Source organism: Epilithonimonas sp. (assembly GCF_036780765.1).
Classification (GTDB): Bacteria; Bacteroidota; Bacteroidia; order Flavobacteriales; family Weeksellaceae; genus Epilithonimonas.
This window is the reverse complement of record NZ_DAIQCG010000008.1, coordinates 79,596-101,520: the sequence shown is the minus strand read 5'-3', so window position 1 is coordinate 101,520 and position 21,925 is coordinate 79,596. Positions and strand designations below refer to the sequence as shown.

Below are 21,925 nucleotides of genomic sequence, written 5' to 3'. Positions count from 1 at the left end.
TGATGTCTGAAAAATCCAGTCTTCATCCAAGAAATCTCCATCGCAATTCTTATGATTTTGAAGCTTTAATTTCCGTCGTTCCAGAGTTGAAGCATTACGTTTTCAAAAATGATTATGATACTTTGACGATCAATTTTAGTATTCCGAAAGCGGTTATATTACTTAATAAAGCTTTGCTTTTACAATATTATAATGTCAAAGAATGGGATATTCCAGAAGGCAATCTTTGTCCACCGATTCCAGGTCGGGCAGATTATGTTCATTATTTGGCAGATTTGTTGGCGAGCGACAAGGGCGAAATTCCAACTGGAACTTCGGTCAAAGGTTTGGATATTGGAGTAGGAGCCAATCTCGTTTATACTTTGATTGCCAATTATTCTTATGGCTGGGAAATGTTGGGAACGGATATCAATCCAAACTCTCTGGAAAATGCCCAGAATATTCTGAGTCAAAATCCAAATTTGTTCTCAGTTATTCATTTGAAGCAACAGCCAGCAGCAGATTTCATTTTCAAAAATATCATTTTGTCGGAAGACAAATTCACATTTTCGATGTGTAATCCGCCTTTCCACGAATCGGAAGAAGATGCAATGTCGGGAAATCGAAGAAAGAATAACAATCTCAGAAAAAAGAAAATTCAAAATCCAAACCTCAATTTCGGAGGTCAGCATTCCGAATTGTGGTGTGAAGGTGGCGAAATGGCTTTCATCAAAAAAATGATAAACGAAAGTGTCCAATTTTCTTCACAGGTTCTTTGGTTCACGACTTTGGTTTCCAAAAAAGACAATCTGCATCAGTTGACAACACTTCTCAAAAATCTGAAAGTGCCAGAATTCAAAACCATTGATATGGCGCAAGGTCAGAAAATCAGCAGGATTTTGGCTTGGACTTTTATTCCGAAAGAAAAAAGAAAAGATTGGTTTTAATTTAATTTTTAGGAGCTATTTCCCGCTTTCCGTTACAATCTTTTTTGCCTCGCATTTTGCCAATCAAAAGAACTCGAAGTCACGCAAAAAAGGATTTCCCCTGCAATCGGGGCTATGGGTTTTGTCATCCAAATCAATTTTTCAAAATAGAAGTGTATTTTGACATTTAAAAGAAGAATGGAGTAAGCTTATACGAAGAACCCAAAGGGTTCAATATTAATAGCCGTAGGTGAAACCTATGGTATTTGAAATATTTATATTAATAATTGGGCAGTAATATAATCGCTTAGATTCCTGCGGAATGACAAAGTTTGTATTTGTTTCTTTCGCTGAGCAAAGCTCCTTTGCGAACCTTAAAATATCTTCAATAATTTCAAAAAAACTTTGCGCTCTTTGCGTTTAAATCACACACTAAAATTTAACTTCCACAACCATTTAAAAATCACTATTTTTGCAATTCCAAAAAATTGAATTAAAATGTCATTATCAGAACAGGAAATTATCCGTCGCGAGAAACTACAGAAATTGACCGATTTGGGAATCGATGCATTCCCAGCCGCTGAATACAAAATCACTGATTCCACAAAATCTATAAAACAGGATTTCGAAGAAGGGAAGAAGGTGGTGATTGCTGGAAGATTGATGTCCAGAAGAATTCAGGGGAAGGCAAGTTTTGCAGAATTGCAGGATTCTGAAGGTAGAATTCAGGTTTATTTTAACCGTGACGAGATTTGTACTGGTGAAGACAAAACTTTATACAACGAGGTTTACAAGCATCTTTTGGATATCGGTGACATCATCGGAATCGAAGGTGAATTGTTCAAAACTCAGGTTGGAGAGATGACGGTAATGGTGAAAAACTTCACATTATTGACTAAATCTCTTCGCCCGCTTCCACTTCCAAAAGTAGATGCAGAAGGCAATGTTTTTGATGGTTTCACAGATGCAGAATTGCGTTACAGACAGCGTTATGCAGATTTGGTCGTGAATCCTCACGTGAAAGAAATCTTCGTGAAAAGAACAAAATTGTTCAATGCGATGAGAACGTTCTTCAATGATGCAGGATATTTCGAAGTTGAAACGCCTATTTTGCAATCAATTCCTGGTGGAGCGGCAGCGAGACCATTTATTACACATCACAACGCTTTAGATATTCCTTTATATCTTAGAATTGCTAACGAATTATATTTGAAAAGATTGATTGTTGGTGGATTTGACGGCGTTTATGAATTCTCAAAAAACTTCAGAAATGAAGGAATGGACAGAACTCATAATCCAGAATTTACGGCAATGGAAATCTATGTGGCTTACAAAGATTACAATTGGATGATGGATTTCACGGAAAAATTGCTAGAATTCTGTGCGACTTCGGTTAACGGAACTTCGGAATCTGTTTTCGGAGAACATACAATCAACTGGAAAGCGCCTTATCCAAGAGTTTCTATGACAGAAGCGATTTTGAAATATACAGGTTTTGACATCACTGGAAAGTCTGAGCAGGAATTATTCGACTTCGCAAAATCTATCGGAATCGAGGTTGATGAAACAATGGGTAAAGGAAAATTGATTGATGAGATTTTCGGAGAAAAGTGTGAAGGAAACTTCATTCAGCCGACTTTCATCACAGATTATCCTGTTGAGATGTCGCCTTTGACGAAGAAACACAGAAGTCAGGAAGGTTTGACGGAACGTTTCGAATTAATGGTTTGCGGAAAAGAAATCGCGAATGCTTATTCTGAGTTGAATGACCCGATTGACCAAAGACAACGTTTTGAGCACCAATTATTATTATCAGAAAAAGGGGATGATGAAGCAGGGCAATTTATTGACGAAGACTTCCTTAGAGCTTTAGAATACGGAATGCCGCCAACATCTGGTCTTGGAATCGGAATGGACCGTTTGATTATGTTCTTAACGAATAATCCGAGCATCCAGGAGGTTCTATTCTTCCCGCAAATGAGACCTGAGAAAAAAATGCCAACGGTTGAATTAGGAGAAGATGAAAAGGTAATTCTTGAAATCCTTAATTCTCAAGAAGATGCATTGGAATTGAATGAAGTTAAAACACGTTCTCAACTTTCTGGTAAAAAATGGGACAAAGCTTCTAAAACTTTAACTAAAAATAATTTGGTGAAAGTGGAGAAAATTGATGAGGTTTTATTAATGAAATTGATTTAAGGTTTTCTTTAAATAGTTATCGGAAATCATTTAAAGCATAATTTAATTTGTTGATTATTTAAATAATTTTAATTATTGTTATTAAATTATTAATATTTGATTTTGAATACCAAATTTAATTTTTAAATGATGGAAAATTACTTCAAATCAATAATTGTATAAAAAAATAATATGATTTTAATTTGAAATTATATTTTAGAATATCACACCCCTGAATTTTTAGGGGTGTTTTTGTTTTGTGTACTTGATTTTAACTCAATGTCATATTTTTAGAGAAATCAGATTTAATTCCAAGTTCCAACAAGTCTTATTGAAATATTTATTTTAATTAATTGTTTGATTGTTAATCATTTAAATGTTTTCAATATTAATTTAATTTTAACAAATAATTACTTAATATTAAATTAACGTAAATTATCGGTAAATAAAAGATGATTTCTTTGTTTTAAATATTATTTGTGGTTTTTATAATTGCTGATTCGGTAATTTAAAATCATTTTTGATTCTTTTTTCATTAAGTTTGTTAGTACCCAAAATTGATGTAGATGAAAAGAGCAAGGAAAACTTCCCAAAAATCCATTCCCAAAAATCAAGGACTTTATTTACCAGAAACAGAATTCGACTCCTGCGGAGTCGGTTTTGTGGCTAATATAAAAGGACTCAAAAGTTTCAAAATTGTCAGCGATGCTATTACGATGCTCGAAAATATGGAACATCGTGGCGCTACAGGTTACGAAAGTAATACAGGTGATGGTGCCGGAATCCAAATCCAACTACCACACGAATTACTTTTCGATGAAGCTTTGAAATACGGAATTGATATCGCTGAACCTGGGCAATATGGTGTTGGAATGTTGTTCTTCCCTCAAAATAATTTCATCAGACAAGAATGTAAAGAGATTATTGAACAATCGGCAGAAAAGTTAGGACTCAAAATTTTGGGATATCGTCCAGTTCCTGTCAGTAATATAGATTTGGGAGATTTAGCGAAAAGTGTAGAACCTGTGATGGAAATGCTTTTTGTGGAACGTCCTTTTGATATTGAGACAGACAAAAATTTTGAAAGAAAGCTGTTTGTTTTTAAAAATTATATTTCACATCAGATTACGAGTGTTACGAGCAATGACCCGATAGGTTTTTATGTTGCTTCGTTTTCTTGTAAAAAACTGATTTACAAAGGCCAGTTACGTTCGGTTCAGATTCGTAATTATTTTAAAGATTTGTCAGACCCAAGATTGCGTTCGGCTTTTGGAATGGTGCATTCGCGTTTTGCGACTAATACAAACCCAACTTGGAGTTTAGCGCAACCGTTTCGTTTTTTAGCTCATAATGGCGAAATCAACACGATTGGAGGGAATCTCAATTGGTTGAAGTCTTCGGAAAAGACATTCCAAAGTTCCAATTTTACAGCTCAGGAAATGGATATGATTTTGCCAATCACAAAATCAGGGCAATCCGATTCTTCTTACTTGGATAATATGGTAGAATTGCTTTATCATTCAGGTCGTTCTCTTCCACATACAATGATGATGCTGATTCCCGAAGCTTGGGATGGACACAAACAAATGGAAGATTACAAGAAAGATTTTTATGAATTTCATGCTTGTATGATGGAACCTTGGGATGGTCCGGCTTCGATTTCGTTCACGGATGGTGAAATTATCGGCGCAACTTTGGATAGAAACGGACTTCGGCCTTCTAGATATTGTGTTACTTCTGATGACCGCGTGATTATGGCTTCCGAATCTGGCGCTTTGTCGGTTGATCCGCAAAAAGTCATCAAAAGAGGTCGTCTGCAACCAGGGAAAATGTTTTTGGTTGATATGAAAAAAGGCGAAATCATCAGTGATGAAGAGCTAAAAAAAGAGATTTGTACTTCTCGTCCATACAGAGATTGGCTGGATAGAATGAAGATTAATATCAACGAATTGCCAAGTCCAAAAATCCGTTTCAACAAATTACAGTCAGAAGATATTTTCAAATATCAAAAGGTATTCGGATATTCCAGAGAAGATTTGGATGTTGTAATAAAAGAAATGGCAGAACACGGAAAAGAACCCATTGGCTCGATGGGTTTTGATGCGCCGTTGGCTGTTCTGAGTGAAAAGCCGCAACATCTTAGCTCATATTTTAAACAATTATTTGCTCAAGTAACAAATCCGCCTATCGACCCGATTCGGGAAAAGTTGGTGATGTCTTTGACTACAATTCTTGGCGGAAGTGGTAATCTTTTGGAGGAAGATGAAAATTTTGCCCATTCTATAAAATTAGATGATCCGATTCTGAATAATGAGCAATTGGAAAAGTTGCGAAGTGTAGATACGGGAAAATTTCAATCGAAAACCATTTATACTTATTTCAAGACGGATGAGAAAGAAGGAACTTTAAGAAAAGCGATTGATAGGATTTGTCGTTATGCGATAGATGCTGTGGATGATGGGTTTGAGGTTATTGTACTTTCTGACCGTTCTTTGGATTCTGGACACGCGGCGATTCCTTCTCTTTTGGCGTGTTCTGCGGTTCATCATCATTTGATAAGAAAAGGTGTTCGCCGGAAAATTGGAATTGTGATGGAGGTTGGCGATGTTTGGGAAGTTCATCATTTTGCGGCTTTGTTAGGTTTTGGAGCTACGGCAATCAATCCTTATCTGGCTTTGGCGAGCATTCGTGAAATGTTCCATAAAAATGAATTTGGGAACGAAATAGAATTAGAAAAATTAAAAAATAATTATAGAAAAGCGGTTGGAGATGGACTTCTGAAGATATTTTCAAAAATGGGAATTTCTACTTTGCAGTCTTATCACGGTGCACAGATTTTTGAGATTATTGGTCTTAATAAAGCTGTTGTTAATACGTGCTTCACGGGAGCGATTTCAAGAATTGATGGAATTGGGTTTGATGAAATTGCAAAAGAAGCTTTGGTAAAACATTTCAATGCATTTGGGCGGAAGTTGCCTCAGCAAATTTTGGAACCAGGTGGCGTTTATCAATGGAAACCTGGGAACGAATATCATCAGTTCAATCCACAATCTGTACATCTTTTGCAACAGGCAACCTGGAATGACCGTTATGATATATTCAAAAAATATTCAAGAACGGTCAATCAACTTTCTGAGAAAGCTTCTCTTTTACGAGGTTTGATGGATTTTAAAAATGACAGACAATCGATTTCTATTGATGAAGTTGAACCTGTTGAAAATATTCTGAAACGTTTTGCGACTGGTGCGATGTCTTTTGGTTCAATTTCTTATGAGGCGCATTCTACATTAGCCATTGCGATGAATCGAATTGGAGCAAAAAGCAATACAGGCGAAGGTGGAGAAGATGAGAAACGTTATGTTTTGGATGAAAATGGAAATAATTTACGCTCGGCAATCAAACAAGTTGCGTCCGGAAGGTTTGGGGTAACAGCGAGATATTTGGCAGAAGCAGAAGAGCTTCAAATCAAAATGGCGCAAGGTGCAAAACCGGGCGAAGGAGGGCAATTGCCTGGTTTCAAAGTCGATGAATGGATTGGGAAAACCCGACATTCTACCCCAGGTGTCGGATTGATTTCGCCGCCACCACATCACGATATTTACTCGATTGAAGATTTAGCTCAATTGATTTTTGATTTGAAAAATGCCAATAGACACGCAAGGATTTCCGTTAAATTGGTTTCAAAAGCAGGTGTTGGTACGATTGCTTCCGGTGTTGCAAAAGCAAAAGCTGACCATATTTTGATTTCCGGTTATGACGGCGGAACTGGAGCTTCACCGCTGAGTTCTACGAGACATACAGGTTTGCCTTGGGAATTGGGATTGGCAGAAACTCAGCAAACTTTAATTAAGAATAAATTGCGTCATCGTGTGACTTTGCAGGTCGATGGTCAAGTAAAAACAGGACGTGATATTGTTATTGCAACGTTGCTTGGTGCAGAAGAATGGGGGATTTCCACTTCTGCGTTGGTTGTGGAAGGTTGTATTTTGATGCGAAAATGTCATCTCAATACTTGTCCGGTTGGCATTGCTACTCAAAATGAAGAATTAAGGAAAAAATTCAAAGGTAAACCAGAACATTTGGTCAGTTATTTCACTTTTTTGGCAATGGAAGTCAGAGAAATTATGGCAAGTTTAGGCTTTAGAACGATTGATGAAATGGTTGGACAGTCACAATGTTTAACTACGAAAAAAGATGTTTCGTTCTGGAAACACAAACAAATTGATTTGAGTCCAATTTTCTTTAAATCAGAAACCGATTTACCAATTATTAAAAGTGAAGACCAAGACCACGGTATTTCCGATTCTTTGTCTTGGAAAATGTTGGAAGCTGCGCAAAATGCTATTAACCAAAATCAATCGGTAGAAGCTCAATTTAACATCAAAAATACCGACCGAACCATCGGAACGATTCTCTCTCACGAAGTCACCAAAAAATATGGCTCGGAAGGAATGGCTGATAATTCTTTGAAATTTAATTTTAAAGGTACGGCAGGACAAAGTTTTGGCGCATTTTGCAACAAAGGAATCACGATGATTCTAGAAGGTGATGCTAATGATTATTTTGGAAAAGGACTTTCTGGAGCAAACTTGGTGGTTTTTCCAGATAAAGAATCGGTTGTCAAAGCACATCAAAATAGCATCATTGGAAATGTAGCTTTGTATGGCGCAACGTCTGGGAAGATTTTTGTTTGCGGAATGGCAGGCGAGCGTTTTGCGGTTCGTAATTCTGGAGCAACAGCCGTTGTAGAAGGCGTTGGTGACCACGGTTGCGAGTATATGACTGGCGGAACGGTCTTGATTCTTGGCGGAGTCGGAAGGAATTTCGGGGCGGGAATGAGTGGTGGAATCGCTTACGTTTGGGATGTAGAAAAGTCTTTGGAGACGAATTTCAATCCTGATATGGCAGAGTTGGAAGAGATTACGGAAAAAGATAAATCAATCATCAAAGATTTGATTAATGAACATTTTGAAATGACAAAGAGCGAATTAGCGTCATATCTCCTAAGTGATTTTGAAAATAATTTGAAACATATCATCAAAGTTTATCCGAGAGATTACAAAATGGCGATGGAAAATAAAATAAATGAGTTGAAGTAATGGGAAAAACAGATGGATTTTTATTGTACGACAGAGAGTTGCCGAAGAAAATTCCTGTAGAGGAACGGATTCGTAATTATAAAGAATTTTATGCACCGGTTGCAGAGGATTATCTTCACAAACAGTCGTCACGATGTATGGATTGTGGGGTTCCGTTTTGCCAAAGTGGCTGTCCGCTTGGCAATATGATTCCGGAATTCAATGAGGCGGTTTATAAAGAGCAATGGGAAAAAGCATATCAATTATTGATTTCTACTAACAATTTCCCTGAGTTTACAGGTCGAATTTGTCCTGCGCCGTGTGAAGGTGCTTGTGTTTTGGGAATCAACAGTCTTCCCGTTGCGATAGAAGAAGTTGAAAAAAATATTATTGAAATTGCTTTCGAAAAAGGATTTGCAAAACCAATTATTCCTCAAAATCGAACTGGAAAAAAAGTGGCCGTTGTTGGTTCTGGTCCCGCGGGTTTGGCTTCGGCCTATCAATTGAACCAAATGGGACATTCGGTTGTGGTTTTTGAACGTGACCCAGAAATTGGTGGATTGTTGCGTTTCGGAATTCCAGATTTTAAATTAGAAAAAAAAATTATCGAACGCCGTGTGGAATGGATGAAGCAAGAAGGAATTGAATTTAAAACCAATGTCAATGTTGGAGTTAATTATTCTGTGGAAGATTTGGATAGAAATTTTGAAGCCGTTGTTTTGGCTTTAGGAAGTACAGTTCCGAGAGATTTGATGATTCCGAATCGGGATGCCAAAGGTGTTTATTTTGCGATGGATTTTCTTTCTCAGAGTAATAAAAAAGTGAGTGGAATCCCATTCAACGAAAAAGATATTGATGCTAAAGGGAAAAAAGTGGTAGTAATTGGCGGCGGTGATACAGGTGCAGATTGCATCGGAACGTCAAACCGACAAGGCGCGGAGGTTATTTATCAAATTTATTACAAGCCAATTCAGCCGACAGAACGCGACGAAACAATGCCTTGGCCAACGATGCCGATGACTTTGCATATCACGTCTTCTCACGAAGAAGGTTGTGAAAGAAAATGGTCTGTTAATTCCAAAGAATTTGTAAAAGACGAAAACGGAAATCTTACAGGGCTTCGTCTTGTGGAAGCGGAATGGACAAAAGATGCTGATGGACAATGGAATCTCTACACAGAAAAACCAAACTCAGAATTTGTTATCGATTGTGATTTGGCATTCATTGCATTAGGATATACACATGTGGAGCACAAAGGTTTGGTTGAGGATTTGGATATTAACCTTGATCCAAAAGGAAATCTCATCGGAAATAATAAAGAATTCCGAACCAATCAAACCAAATATTTCTCTTGTGGCGATGCAAGAAAAGGGCAGAGTCTTGTGGTTTGGGCAATTGCTGAAGGGCGAAAGTGTGCGAATAAGGTTGATGAGTTTTTGAAAAGTTAAAACTTTTATCAATATTAAATTTTATGAAATCGAGCTAATTAATAGTTCGATTTTTTTATTCAAAATCCCCAAACATCCTTGTTAAAAACTTATCCTTTAACTGATTTTAAGGCTTTCATATCTCGATTTTTTTAACGATATTTGTAAGCATTTTTAATGAAGATTAATCTAAAAAAGCTATATGCCTAGAGCAAATAGCTGACAGCTAAAAATATGAGTCAAAAACAATATACAGCAAGTAGTATTCAGGCATTGGAAGGGATGGAGCACGTTCGTATGCGTCCTTCGATGTACATTGGTGATGTGGGAGTCAGAGGTCTCCACCATTTGGTTTATGAAGTAGTGGATAACTCTATCGATGAGGCTTTGGCAGGATATTGTGATACAATTACTGTTGCGATAAAAGAAGGAAACGCCATAGAAGTTATGGATAACGGGCGTGGTATTCCTGTAGATTTTCACGAGAAAGAACAAAAATCAGCACTAGAGGTTGTAATGACCAAAATTGGAGCTGGAGGTAAGTTTGATAAAGATTCTTACAAAGTTTCCGGAGGTCTGCACGGTGTTGGGGTTTCCTGTGTTAACGCCCTTTCCAACGAGATGATAACAACCGTTTACAGAGACGGAAATGTTTATCAGCAAGTTTATTCCAGAGGAAAAGCGCAAACTGGTGTTGAGGAAATCGGAAAAAGCGATTACAGAGGAACCAAGCAGTTTTTCCAACCAGATGACACCATTTTTACAGAATTAGTTTATAACTACGATACTTTAGCCAACCGTCTTAGAGAGCTGTCTTACCTTAATAAAGGAATTACAATTACCTTGACAGACGAAAGAGAAAAATTGGAGGATGGAACTTTCAGAACAGAAGTTTTTCATTCAGAAGGTGGATTGAAAGAGTTTGTTGAGTATATCGACGGAAACCGTGAGTCTATTATGGAGAATGTTATCTTTATGGAGGGCGAGCGCGATGATATTCCGGTAGAGGTTGCGATGCGTTACAACACGTCTTTCAACGAGAATCTGCATTCTTATGTTAATAATATCAATACACACGAAGGCGGAACCCATTTGGCAGGTTTCAGAAGAGCTTTAACAAGAACTTTGAAGAAATATGCTGATGAACTAGGCCTTCCTGCAAAAGAAAAAGTAGAAGTTACAGGAGACGATTTCCGTGAAGGTTTGACGGCTGTAGTATCTGTAAAAGTTATGGAACCTCAGTTCGAAGGCCAGACCAAAACGAAGTTAGGAAACTCAGAAGTTTCGGGAGCTGTGGATAAAATCGTGGGAGAAATGCTGACCAATTTCCTAGAGGAAAATCCACTGGAAGCAAAGCAGATCGTACAGAAAGTTGTTTTAGCAGCGAAAGCAAGACAGGCAGCGAAGAAAGCCCGAGAAATGGTTCAGAGAAAATCGCCGATGGGTGGTTCTGGTTTGCCAGGAAAATTATCCGACTGTTCTTCCAAAGATCCTGCTGAATCTGAGATTTTCTTAGTAGAGGGAGATTCTGCAGGTGGAACGGCAAAACAAGGCCGTGACCGCCATTTCCAGGCAATTCTTCCATTGAGAGGTAAAATTTTGAACGTGGAAAAATCTATGGTTCATAAAGTTTATGACAACGAAGAAATCAAGAATATATATACCGCACTTGGTGTTTCTGTAGGTACAGAAGAAGATTCCAAAGCTTTGAATTTGGCAAAACTTAGATATCACAAAATCGTAATTATGACTGATGCCGATATCGATGGTTCTCACATTTCGACTTTGATTTTGACATTCTTCTTCAGATATATGAAAGAATTGATTGAGAACGGATACATTTATATCGCTTCTCCGCCATTATATTTATTGAAAAAAGGAAACAAAAAAGTATATGCTTGGAACGAGACAGAACGTGAACAGACTACTTTGGAAATGTCTCCGGATGGAAAAGGCGTGGAAGTACAACGTTACAAAGGTCTTGGAGAGATGAACCCTGAACAGCTTTGGGAAACAACTCTAAATCCTGAAAACAGAATCTTAAAACAAGTAACGATTGACAACGCAGTAGAAGCAGATTCTACATTCTCTATGCTGATGGGTGATGAAGTTCCACCGAGAAGAGAATTTATCGAGAAAAATGCGGTTTACGCAAGAATTGATGCTTAAAACATTTTTATAAAAAATCAAACCTTCCAACTTTTGGAAGGTTTTTTGTTAGGTAGCAAACTGTAATTTCTGAAATAATTTTTTGGGCAGCTTAATCCGTCTTCCGCTCCCAATCTGTTTTGCAGAACATTTCAGATTAAATACAACTTGAAGAATAAGCAAAAAAGGATTTCCGCTCAAGTCGGGCTGCTGAGATTCGATGTTTGAAAAAGCAGTATCTTCAAGACGTTAAAATATTTAAATCACCAACTTAAAATAAAACCTATGAAAAACCTAATCACAATTCTATCTTTCGGGATTCTGCTTTTCTCTTGCAATAAGAAGGAAACTCAAAAAACTTCAACCTCAAAATCTGACAGTACAGAAACTAAAAAAGAATTCGTTATAGATTCTATCCAAGTTCAGGATTCTTTGCAGGTTGCAAAAACTTTGACTTTGTCTTTCGAAAAACAAGTTTTAATATTTCCAAATATTACCAACAAAACTATTTTGGACAGTATTTACAAACCAGCTAATATCACTTCTGCAGATTATTCCAAAAATGCTTTGACGCAAGTTCTTGAAAAAATCAAAAAAGAATCTTTGAAAAAAGATGAATCGCAGGATTACACACCAGAATATAAACAGACTTGGGAAGAAGCTTCTGCGATGAAAGTCGTTTCTCATCAGAATGATATTTTGACTTTGCAATATTATGGAAGCGGTTATTCTGGCGGAGCACACGGTTATTATTTTGAAGCTTACAAAACTTTTGATTTAAAAAATAACAAAGTAATTTCTCAAGCCGATATTTTCAAAAATCCTACAGATGCCAATTGGGACAAAATTCTGAAAAATCATTTCAACGAGCCGGAGCAAAAAGAAATGCTTTTGGTAGATAAAATCGAACTGAATGACAATTTCTTTTTTGACCAAAATAAAATTACATTTGCATATAACCAATATGAAATTACGGCTTATGCAGCGGGCGTGGTTTACATTACTTTAAATTTCAAAGACATCAAAGACCAACTTAAACCAGAATTCATCAAACAATATAATATCAAATAAAATGAGTCATCAAAATTTTAAGAATCATAGGAAATTTTATCCTTTACATCATTTTATTTTCTATCCTTTTTCGTTAGTTCTGCTAATAGTTTCTCTATTTCAAGTTTTCAAAAATATCAATCATAACAGTTCTTTTTTGATGATTTGGAGTGCAATTTCTGCAGTTGTAGTTTTGATAATTGTTTTGTCATTTATGCTTCGCCAACATTACGCGTTGGGACTTCAGGATAGATTGATTATTAATGAATTCAAATTCCGATATTTTGCTCTGACGGGAAATAGATTGGAAAATTCCACTTATCAATTTTCCGATGCTCAGATTTTTGCCCTTAGATTTTCTGAAGATGAAGATTTGATGGAATTGATGCATCAAACTGCACAAAACGGTTGGTCATCATCAAAAATCAAACAGAATATCAAAAACTGGAAGGCGGACGATAAAAGAATTTAATATAAAATATATTTGCAAAATACTCTGAAATCCTCAGAGTATTTTTATTTTTGGAGAATGAAGTTTGCTTTCATCATCAACCCTTATTCTGCAAAGAAAAACTATCAGCCATTTTTGGATAGCCTTTCCAAGAAAGTTGAAAATCCGCTCTATCTAATTTCCAAATCTTTGGAAGATACAGATGATTTTATCAAAAAACATTGGAATGATGTGGATGTTTTTGTAGCTGTTGGCGGTGACGGAACGATTTCCGTTGTGGCGCAAAAGCTCATTAATACGGATAAAATTCTCGCGGTTTTTCCAGCAGGTTCAGGAAATGGATTTTCCAATGAGACTAATTTTAACAAAAATATTTCGGTTCTTTTAGAAAAATTAGACCAGAAAAAATCCAGAAGTATTGATACGTTTATGGTGAATGATAATTTTTCTATCAACGTTTCCGGAACTGGATTTGATGGAAAAGTGGTGAAGGAATTTGAAAAAACCAATCGTGGTTTCAAGAATTATATCAAAGTTTCTATCAAGACTTTTTTTAATTATAAGCCAATCAAAATCAAATTCTTAGAAGAAAATTACAAACAATACAACGGCAAATATCTAATGCTGAATATCGCCAACACGCGCCAGTTTGGGAACAACGCTTATATTGCACCGATGGCAAGTAAAAGTGATGGTTTGGTAGATTTGGTTTTGGTTAAGAAATTCCCTCTGACTTATTCGCCGTTTTTTGCTTTCAGGATGTTTACCAAACGTTTGAAAGATGATGATTACGTCACTTATCTTCCGGTTTCAGAAATTGAATTTAAAGTGAACACAAAAACTTGGCACATCGATGGCGAATTCAAGAAAATCAAATCACCAATAATAATTAAAGTTTTGCCGAAGAGTTTGAGAATTTTGGTTTGAGAAACAATAAATACAAAATTTCAATTGGAAGATGAGTTGTTTGTATTATTTCTCATTTGTTCTTGTTTTTCTAATAATTCTTTAACTTCTTTCGGGATAACTATTTCGTTATGTTGATGTGTTTTTGATTCTTCTAAAGTGTTTCTATAAGTTCTATGTAGGCAATCTTCATATTTTGAAATCCAATTCGAAATTAGCCTTCCGTTTATCATCATTACATTTTCGCTATCATAAGAGCATTTTTCACAACCTTCATAAATTGTATAGACTACACCAATTGGAGGGCAATCTTCGCAAACATTTGGTATTGGTGAGCAAATTAGTATTAAATCTTTATTTTCAATTGTAATTTTTTCATCAAGAAATTTTGAAAAGTTAATTGACTCTAAAAATTTTGTTAAAATTTTAAATTGAAAATCATTTTCAGAATTAAAATGTACTAAATCTAAGGGTAGATAGTTTTCTAATTTTAAATCGTCTCTAAATATGAAGTTTTTGGAAGTTTGAAAAATGTTTTCTCCTTCTTTAATTCTTGCATTATCTAAATAAACACCTACTGAAAATTTTGATTTATTTACATCAAAAAAATAATTAGTGCGTTCTACCAAATCATTTAAAACGCTTTTTAATCCATTGTTTAAATCTTGATGACATAATTCATTCATAGGCTCACCGTAGGCAATAGGACAAGTGTTTGAATTTAGAGAACGTATGGAATTATCTATGAATTCGTAAACTTTGTTTTGTCTTTCGATTTTTTTTGTTGAAGATTGTAACTCTTCCGTGGCTTTTAAATGTTGTAGAATGCTTATCGGAAAATTTTTCTCTTTACTTAATCTTATAAATTCAAAAAAAACATATATACTTATAAGTACTAAAAAAACTAATATTGGAAACCATTTAACAATTCCAGATGATAAATATTCTTTTAAAATAAAACCGAACAATCCACCAGAAAATAAAAGTATTATTGATTTTAGTATTGTTATAAATATTGAGTTAGCCTTGTCAAAATAAAAATATTTGTCAAGCTTTTCGTATAAATTATATAAATCTTCTTTCATAATTAGAGTTTTATTTAAAACCTTACTAACAAAGATACAAATCAAATTTCAGAAACTATCAATAAATACTTCTTCAATATTAGAACACAATATCCATTTTAATTTCCCTATTTTTGTATCAATCATCAATATTGAAAGGTGCAGAATAAACTAAAGATTATCAACGACCCGGTTCACGGTTTTATCAAAATTCCTCACGAGATTTTGTTCGATATTATAGAACATCCTTATTTCCAAAGACTCAGAAGAATTTCCCAAACCGGACTTTTATCACTCATATTTCCCGGCGCAAAACATACTAGATTTCATCACGCTCTTGGTGCAATGAATCTGATGTTCAAAGCACTGGAAACCTTAAAATTGAAAGGTGTAAAAGTTTCTAAAGAAGAAGAAAAAGCGGCGATGCTGGCGATTTTGCTTCACGATATAGGTCACGGTCCGTTTTCGCACGCTTTGGAAAATATGTTGATGGACGATTGGCATCACGAAAAAATTTCGATTCTGTTAATGAACCGTTTGAATAAAGAGTTCAAAGGGAAGTTGGATTTGGCGATAGAGATGTTCCAAGGAAAATACCACCGTTCGTTTTTCAATCAGTTGATTTCGTCACAATTGGATGTAGATAGAATGGATTATCTCAAACGTGACAGTTTTTACACGGGCGTTTCAGAAGGCAGCGTGAATGTCGAGCGAATCATTTCTATGATGAATGTGAGTGATGAGAAATTGGTCATAGATGCTAAAGGAATTTATTCGATAGAAAATTATCTGACTGCCAGAATGTTTATGTATTGGCAGGTTTACTATCACAAGACTGCGGCTTTGGCAGAGCATATTTTGGTTCAGATTCTTAATAGAGCCAAATATTTGGTTTCTCAAAATATAGATTTGGAAGCGCCTTCTAATTTGAAATATTTTTTGATTAAAAATAAATTCGAAGAAGCCACTGAAGAAGATATCAAAAGATTCACAATGTTGGATGATATGGATGTTTTTCAGGCTATCAAAGTTTGGACAGAAAACGAGGATTTTGTATTGTCAAAACTTTGCAGAACTGTTATTTATAGAGATTTTCCGAAAAGTATTATTTCATCAAAACCATTTTCTGAAGATTTCTTGAAACAGAAAGTCGAAAAAGTTAACGAATACTTTAAGATTGAAAATGGAGAAGAATTAGTGGGACAAATTTCTCGTTCACTTTTGCCTTATGATACAGAAAAACAGCCGATTTACTTGATGGATAAAACGGGAAATAAATTCAAATTGGAGGAGTCTGAAAACCAGATTTTATTCGGATGTATGGAGAATGCGACCAAAAAATATATCATTTATTTTCCACGAGAGATTTTATAATTAAAGTAAAACTGATTTTGATTCGTCATAAAAAATTAAAACTTAATTAATAAAATATTTATCTTTGCAAACTATGGAATTTAGCGCAGAACAAATTGCAGGATTAATAAACGGTAAAATAATTGGCGACGAAAAGGCTGTTATTACAGGAGTTTCGCCGATAGAGAATGGTCAACAAGGACATTTGTCTTTTGTTGCTCAAAGTCGTTTTTCACATTATATAGATAGTACAGACTGTGCGGTGTTGATAGTTTCTGAAAGTATTTTAGAAGACAGAGATTATAAACCAACGATTATTGCTGTGGAAGATGCTTATCTTTCTTTCCAAATCCTGATGAATCTTTATCAGGAGATGCAAGGCAGAAAAACAGGAATTGAAGCTGGTTCTTTCTTCCACGAAACTGCGAAAGTTGGAGAAAATGTTTATATTGGCGCATTTACTTACGTTTCAGAAAAAGCGACAGTAGGCGATGGAACTCAGATTTTCCCTCACGTTTACATCGGAAAAGGTGTAAAAATAGGGAAAAATTGCAAAATTGACAGTGGCGCAAGAATATATGATTATTGTGTTGTTGGTGATAATTGTGTGATTCATTCCAATACAGTTGTTGGTGGTGATGGATTTGGTTTTCAGCCGACAGTAGAAGGGTTCAAAAAAATTCCTCAATTAGGAAACGTGATTATTGGAGACGATGTAGAAATTGGTTCCAATTGTAGTATAGACCGTGCAACTATCGGCTCTACAGTTATTGGAAAAGGAACTAAGATTGATAATTTAATCCAAATTGCACATAATGTTATTATTGGTGAGAATAATGTAATTGCTGCCCAAGCGGGAATTGCAGGTTCTACAGTTATTGGAGATTGGAATCAGATTGGTGGACAAGTAGGAATTGTTGGTCACATCAAGATTGGAAATCAAGTGAAAATTCAGGCTCAAAGTGGTGTGAATTCATCAGCAAAAGATGGAGAAACACTCTACGGTTCTCCGGCAATTAATTATAGCGATTATAGAAGAAACTATGTGCATTTCCGTAATTTTACGGACATAGTAAAAAGAATAAACGATTTAGAAAATAAAAAATCAGAGTAAAGGTATCAGGACTAAAGAAGTATTTCTTCCCGCCTCAAAACTAATACAATGAGCGACAAACAAAAAACAATCAAAGAAGACATAAACCTTTCAGGAATAGGTCTTCACACAGGAAAAGAGGTTAATTTGACAATCAAGCCGGCAAAAGAAAATACCGGATTTGTGTTTGTAAGAACTGACCTAGAGGGGCGTCCGCAGGTAGAAGCAGACGTTAATTATGTAACCACTACAGAAAGAGGAACAACTTTGGAGAAGTTAGGTGTCAAAATCCACACTTGCGAACATTTGTTGGCAGCCCTTGTTGGGATGGATATTGACAATGCTATTCTGGAGATGAACAGCGCAGAGCCACCAATTTTAGATGGTTCTTCAAAATATTTTGTTGAAGCTATCGAAAAAGTGGGCGTTTCTGAGCAAGATTTGCCAAGAGAATATCTGGTAATCAAAGAAGTGATGAATTACGTAGACCCTGCAACCGGTTCTGAATTAACTGTAATTCCTGCTGACGATTACGAAATTACTACAATGGTAGATTTTGGGACCAAAGTTTTGGGAACTCAAAATGCCAGTATGAAAAACCTTACAGAGTTCAAAGATGAGATTGCGCCTGCGAGAACATTCAGTTTCTTACACGAGTTAGAGCAACTTTTGGATGCTAATCTGATTAAAGGAGGTGACATCAGCAATGCCATTGTTTATGTTGATAAAGAATTGACACCAGAAACTTTGGAAAAATTAAAAGTTGCTTTTGGTAAAGACGAGGTTTCTATCCGTCCAAACGGTATTCTTGATAATCTTAACCTTAATTTTACAAATGAAGCTGCTAGACACAAATTACTGGATGTAATTGGAGATTTGGCTTTGGTTGGTGTGAGAATAAAGGGTAGAGTAATTGCTAACAAACCTGGACATTTTGTGAATACTCAATTTGCAAAAAAACTAAACAGACAATACAAATTGCAAAAAAGAAAAAACGTTCCGGATTTCGATTTAAAAGCAGAACCTGTTTTCGATATCAACGGGATTATGAGATTATTGCCACACAGACCTCCTTTTTTGTTGGTAGATAAGATTTTGGAACTGTCCGATACACACGTTGTTGGACTTAAAAATGTTTCTATGAACGAGCCTTTTTTCGTAGGACATTTCCCAAAAGAACCAGTTATGCCTGGCGTTTTGCAAATCGAAGCAATGGCTCAGGTAGGAGGGATTTTAGTTTTGGCTAATGTTCCGGACCCGGAAAATTATTCTACTTATTTTGTGAAAATGGACAATGTTAAGTTCAAGAAAAAAGTAGTTCCTGGAGACCAGTTGATTTTCAAAATCGAATTAATAGAACCAATCAGAAGAGGAATTGTACATATGCAAGGCTACGGATACGTTGGTGATAGTGTAGTTGTAGAAGCCGAATTGATGGCCCAAGTTGCAAAAACTAAAATATAATTTATGATTCACCAGCTTACTGCGGTAGATCCGCGTGCCAAAATTGGTAAAAACGTAACCATAGAACCTTTCACAACTATTGGAGCGAATGTAACTGTTGGTTCAGATACCTGGATTGGTCCAAACGTTACCATTATGGAGAATGTGAAGATTGGTAAAAATTGTAAAATTTTCCCAGGAACTGTAATTGGAGCTGTTCCTCAAGATTTGAAGTTTGATGGCGAAGATACTCAGGTAATCATTGGCGATGGAACGACATTGAGAGAATGTGTTACCATCAACAGAGGAACCAAGGCTTTAGGATATACCAAAGTTGGTAATAATTGTTTGATTATGGCAACTTCCCACATCGCACACGATTGTATTGTTGGAGATAATGTAATTATAGCAAACGGTTGCGGAATCGCTGGTCACGTGGAAATTGGAGATTTCGTAGTAATGGGAGGTCTTTCTGCAGTTCAGCAATTCGGGAAAATAGGGAAACACGTAATGGTTTCCGGTGGTTCTTTGATTAGAAAAGATATTCCGCCTTATGTAAAAGTGGCTAGAGAACCGATTTCTTATGCAGGTATCAATTCAGTTGGATTGAGAAGAAGAGGTTTTACCAATGATAAAATCTTCGAAATCCAAAAAATCTACAGAGCTATCTTCCAAATGAAAATGAATACAACCCAAGCGATTGAATTCATCGAAAAAGAAATGCTTCCAACAGTGGAAAGAGATGAGATTATCACCTTCATCCAAAACTCTCCAAGAGGTATTGTAAAAGGATACGGCTCTGGAAAAGAATAATAAATGAGAATTTTTCAGGTATTAGTATTTAGTTTATTTAGTTTTTATTGTTCTTCACAAGTAAAGAATGATAATATTAGATTTGAAAATAATCCAAGCTATTTAAATTTAAAATTTTCATTGAATCAAAATATTAATCTTAGTAAACAAAATCTATTAATAGCAAATAATTATTTCAAAAAAGAAATTAATTATTTCTCAACTGAAAATTCTTTTACAAGTAAACAAGAAACATATTTAAAAGATATAGAAAAACCATTTGCGAAATCAATTATTGAAGGCATACTAAATGGGATTTTAAATAATAAAAATTAAATAAATAATCAACCATAACTAATGGCAACAAGTAACGATATCAGAAAAGGACTTTGCATAGAATTCAGCAACGATATTTTCAAAGTAATCGAGTTTCTACACGTGAAACCAGGTAAAGGTCCTGCTTTCGTTAGAACAAAATTAAAATCTGTAACCAACGGAAAAGTATTAGATAATACCTTCTCTGCAGGTCACAAAATCGACGAAGTAAAGGTTATCACAAGAAAATTCCAGTATCTTTATGATGATGAGAATGGATTCCACTTTATGAACAACGAAGATTTCTCTCAGCTTTATCTTAACAAAGAAATGATTGAGAACTCTAACTTGATGAAAGCAGGAGAAGAGGTAACCATCATCCTGAAAGAAGCGGACGAAACACCTCTATCTGCGGAACTTCCTCAGTCGGTTTACTTAGAAGTTATCGAAGCTGATCCAGGTGTGAAGGGAAACACAGCAACCAACGCTTTGAAAAATGCGATCGTAGAAACAGGCGCAAGAGTAATGGTTCCTTTGTTCATCGAGCCAGGTGACAAAATCAAAATCAGTACAGAAGACGGTTCTTACTTGGAAAGAGTAAAATAAATTATAGCAGGAAGCTGGAAGCATTAAGTTTTCCAGCTTTCGTTTTTTTATGGCAGCTTTTTCCGCCCTCCGTTCCCGCTATTTTCTTTTTTACAAAAAGAAAATGAGCTCCACTCAGGTCGGGCTGCGTGCAATTCGTTGTTTAAAAATAACAGAACTGCAGTCTCAAATCAAATGTTTAAATTATAACATCTAGTTATGACTTTCAATCAACCACAAACACTCAAAGTTATTGCAGATATCATTGGTGCAAAATATATCGGAGAAGAGAATTTTCCGGTTCTGGGAACCAATGAGATTCATATGATAAAACCGGGCGAAATTGTTTTCGTCAATCATCCCAAATATTACGATAAAGCTCTTAATTCTGCTGCGACAATCATCTTAATTGACAAAGAAGTAGAATGTCCGGAAGGCAAAGCGCTTTTGGTTTCTGATGACCCCTTCAGAGACTTCAACAAAATCAATACACATTTCACAAGAATTTCGAATTTCAAAGAAGAACTTCACGATTTGGAAGTAGGAAATGGAACTTTTATTCATCCTTCGGTTGTGATTGGAAACGATGTTAGAATTGGAAAAAACTGCCACATCTTCCCGAATGTTGTAATTGGCGATAGAACTGTGATTGGTGATAATGTCATCATCCAAGCTAATACGGTTTTAGGTGGTGATGCTTTCTATTATAGAAAACTGAATGGTAATTTTGACAGATTGATTTCGGTAGGAAACGTTGTAATTGCGAATAATGTAGAAATCGGAAACTGTTGTACAATCGATAGAGGTGTTACAGATTCTACTATCATTGGTGAAGGTTCTGTTCTTGATAATCAGATTCAAATTGGGCATGATACAATTATTGGGAAAAAATGCTTGATAGCTTCTCAAACAGGAATCGCAGGATGTTGCATTATTGAAGATGAAGTGACTATTTGGGGACAGGTTGGAATGGCTTCTGGAGTAAGAATTGAAAAAGGAACAGTTCTTCTTGCCAAAGTAGGAGTGAACAGAGATCTTAAAAAAGGAACTTATTTTGGACCGATTGCGGAAGAATTCAGAGATTATCTCAGAAAAGAAGTTAAACTCAAAAATCTGAAGTAAATCATATTTTATTAA

16 protein-coding genes are annotated in these 21,925 nt (G+C 35.6%); 15 read left to right on the top strand and 1 reads right to left on the bottom strand.

What is annotated here, in order from left to right; genetic code table 11:
• Positions 1–2: 2 nt before the first annotated feature.
• From rlmF to V7P73_RS12145, 8 genes are all read left to right on the top strand, one after another.
• On the top strand, positions 3–926 hold the full coding sequence (gene rlmF, locus V7P73_RS12180; protein WP_333854070.1) for a 23S rRNA (adenine(1618)-N(6))-methyltransferase RlmF: 924 nt from the start codon (positions 3–5) through the stop codon (positions 924–926).
• 477 nt (positions 927–1,403) lie between these two features.
• The gene (gene lysS, locus V7P73_RS12175) at positions 1,404–3,104 is read left to right on the top strand and encodes a lysine--tRNA ligase (protein ID WP_333854068.1); all 1,701 of its coding nucleotides are present in this window, start codon (positions 1,404–1,406) and stop codon (positions 3,102–3,104) included.
• 545 nt (positions 3,105–3,649) lie between these two features.
• Positions 3,650–8,182 carry a glutamate synthase large subunit gene (gltB, locus tag V7P73_RS12170; protein WP_333854066.1) on the top strand — a complete coding sequence of 1,511 codons (4,533 nt, stop codon included), beginning with the start codon at positions 3,650–3,652 and terminating at the stop codon, positions 8,180–8,182.
• Positions 8,182–9,609 carry a glutamate synthase subunit beta gene (locus V7P73_RS12165; RefSeq protein ID WP_333854064.1) on the top strand — a complete coding sequence of 476 codons (1,428 nt, stop codon included), beginning with the start codon at positions 8,182–8,184 and terminating at the stop codon, positions 9,607–9,609. Before gltB ends, V7P73_RS12165 begins: the two co-directional genes overlap by 1 nt.
• Before the next feature lie 213 nt (positions 9,610–9,822).
• A complete protein-coding gene (gene gyrB / locus V7P73_RS12160) occupies positions 9,823–11,757 on the top strand; it encodes a DNA topoisomerase (ATP-hydrolyzing) subunit B (RefSeq protein WP_333854062.1) in 1,935 nt (644 codons plus the stop codon).
• Between the two features lie 264 nt (positions 11,758–12,021).
• Entirely contained in the window at positions 12,022–12,807 is a 786-nt protein-coding gene (locus V7P73_RS12155; protein WP_333854060.1) for an RsiV family protein, read from the top strand.
• Position 12,808: 1 nt separating this feature from the next.
• Complete coding sequence (locus V7P73_RS12150) at positions 12,809–13,258, top strand: DUF6526 family protein (protein WP_333854058.1); 450 nt, start codon at positions 12,809–12,811, stop codon at positions 13,256–13,258.
• A gap of 57 nt (positions 13,259–13,315) precedes the next feature.
• Positions 13,316–14,164, top strand: a complete 849-nt coding sequence (locus V7P73_RS12145) for a diacylglycerol/lipid kinase family protein (RefSeq protein ID WP_333854056.1) — start codon at positions 13,316–13,318, stop codon at positions 14,162–14,164.
• Positions 14,165–14,184: 20 nt separating this feature from the next.
• Here V7P73_RS12145 and V7P73_RS12140 read toward each other — a convergent pair whose 3' ends face one another.
• Positions 14,185–15,228, bottom strand: a complete 1,044-nt coding sequence (locus V7P73_RS12140) for a hypothetical protein (RefSeq protein WP_333854055.1) — start codon at positions 15,226–15,228, stop codon at positions 14,185–14,187.
• 138 nt (positions 15,229–15,366) lie between these two features.
• On the opposite strand from V7P73_RS12140, the gene V7P73_RS12135 reads away from it, so the two are divergent.
• The 7 genes from V7P73_RS12135 to V7P73_RS12105 all read left to right on the top strand — a co-directional run bounded on the left by V7P73_RS12135 (position 15,367) and on the right by V7P73_RS12105 (position 21,910).
• Positions 15,367–16,581 carry an HD domain-containing protein gene (locus V7P73_RS12135; RefSeq protein WP_333854053.1) on the top strand — a complete coding sequence of 405 codons (1,215 nt, stop codon included), beginning with the start codon at positions 15,367–15,369 and terminating at the stop codon, positions 16,579–16,581.
• 73 nt (positions 16,582–16,654) lie between these two features.
• On the top strand, positions 16,655–17,674 hold the full coding sequence (gene lpxD, locus V7P73_RS12130; protein ID WP_333854051.1) for a UDP-3-O-(3-hydroxymyristoyl)glucosamine N-acyltransferase: 1,020 nt from the start codon (positions 16,655–16,657) through the stop codon (positions 17,672–17,674).
• Between the two features lie 48 nt (positions 17,675–17,722).
• The gene (locus tag V7P73_RS12125) at positions 17,723–19,117 is read left to right on the top strand and encodes a bifunctional UDP-3-O-[3-hydroxymyristoyl] N-acetylglucosamine deacetylase/3-hydroxyacyl-ACP dehydratase (protein ID WP_333854049.1); all 1,395 of its coding nucleotides are present in this window, start codon (positions 17,723–17,725) and stop codon (positions 19,115–19,117) included.
• Between the two features lie 3 nt (positions 19,118–19,120).
• Positions 19,121–19,909, top strand: a complete 789-nt coding sequence (gene lpxA, locus V7P73_RS12120) for an acyl-ACP--UDP-N-acetylglucosamine O-acyltransferase (protein ID WP_074233355.1) — start codon at positions 19,121–19,123, stop codon at positions 19,907–19,909.
• A 3-nt stretch (positions 19,910–19,912) separates the two neighbouring features.
• On the top strand, positions 19,913–20,224 hold the full coding sequence (locus V7P73_RS12115; RefSeq protein WP_333854047.1) for a hypothetical protein: 312 nt from the start codon (positions 19,913–19,915) through the stop codon (positions 20,222–20,224).
• A gap of 21 nt (positions 20,225–20,245) precedes the next feature.
• Positions 20,246–20,809: an elongation factor P gene (gene efp, locus V7P73_RS12110; protein WP_027384968.1), complete on the top strand. Its 564-nt coding sequence runs from the start codon at positions 20,246–20,248 to the stop codon at positions 20,807–20,809.
• 198 nt (positions 20,810–21,007) lie between these two features.
• On the top strand, positions 21,008–21,910 hold the full coding sequence (locus V7P73_RS12105; protein ID WP_333854042.1) for an LpxD N-terminal domain-containing protein: 903 nt from the start codon (positions 21,008–21,010) through the stop codon (positions 21,908–21,910).
• Positions 21,911–21,925: the final 15 nt, after the last annotated feature.

What these genes read in the sequence shown, in the direction of transcription:
- V7P73_RS12150 (WP_333854058.1), top strand. Translation starts at nt 12,809, where the DNA reads ATGAGTCATCAAAATTTTAAGAATCATAGGAAATTTTATCCTTTACAT.
- V7P73_RS12165 (WP_333854064.1), top strand. Translation starts at nt 8,182, where the DNA reads ATGGGAAAAACAGATGGATTTTTATTGTACGACAGAGAGTTGCCGAAG.
- lpxA (WP_074233355.1), top strand. Translation starts at nt 19,121, where the DNA reads ATGATTCACCAGCTTACTGCGGTAGATCCGCGTGCCAAAATTGGTAAA.
- V7P73_RS12105 (WP_333854042.1), top strand. Translation starts at nt 21,008, where the DNA reads ATGACTTTCAATCAACCACAAACACTCAAAGTTATTGCAGATATCATT.
- lysS (WP_333854068.1), top strand. Translation starts at nt 1,404, where the DNA reads ATGTCATTATCAGAACAGGAAATTATCCGTCGCGAGAAACTACAGAAA.
- V7P73_RS12125 (WP_333854049.1), top strand. Translation starts at nt 17,723, where the DNA reads ATGAGCGACAAACAAAAAACAATCAAAGAAGACATAAACCTTTCAGGA.
- lpxD (WP_333854051.1), top strand. Translation starts at nt 16,655, where the DNA reads ATGGAATTTAGCGCAGAACAAATTGCAGGATTAATAAACGGTAAAATA.
- efp (WP_027384968.1), top strand. Translation starts at nt 20,246, where the DNA reads ATGGCAACAAGTAACGATATCAGAAAAGGACTTTGCATAGAATTCAGC.
- rlmF (WP_333854070.1), top strand. Translation starts at nt 3, where the DNA reads ATGTCTGAAAAATCCAGTCTTCATCCAAGAAATCTCCATCGCAATTCT.
- V7P73_RS12140 (WP_333854055.1), bottom strand. Translation starts at nt 15,228, where the DNA reads ATGAAAGAAGATTTATATAATTTATACGAAAAGCTTGACAAATATTTT.
- gyrB (WP_333854062.1), top strand. Translation starts at nt 9,823, where the DNA reads ATGAGTCAAAAACAATATACAGCAAGTAGTATTCAGGCATTGGAAGGG.
- V7P73_RS12145 (WP_333854056.1), top strand. Translation starts at nt 13,316, where the DNA reads ATGAAGTTTGCTTTCATCATCAACCCTTATTCTGCAAAGAAAAACTAT.
- V7P73_RS12155 (WP_333854060.1), top strand. Translation starts at nt 12,022, where the DNA reads ATGAAAAACCTAATCACAATTCTATCTTTCGGGATTCTGCTTTTCTCT.
- V7P73_RS12115 (WP_333854047.1), top strand. Translation starts at nt 19,913, where the DNA reads ATGAGAATTTTTCAGGTATTAGTATTTAGTTTATTTAGTTTTTATTGT.
- gltB (WP_333854066.1), top strand. Translation starts at nt 3,650, where the DNA reads ATGAAAAGAGCAAGGAAAACTTCCCAAAAATCCATTCCCAAAAATCAA.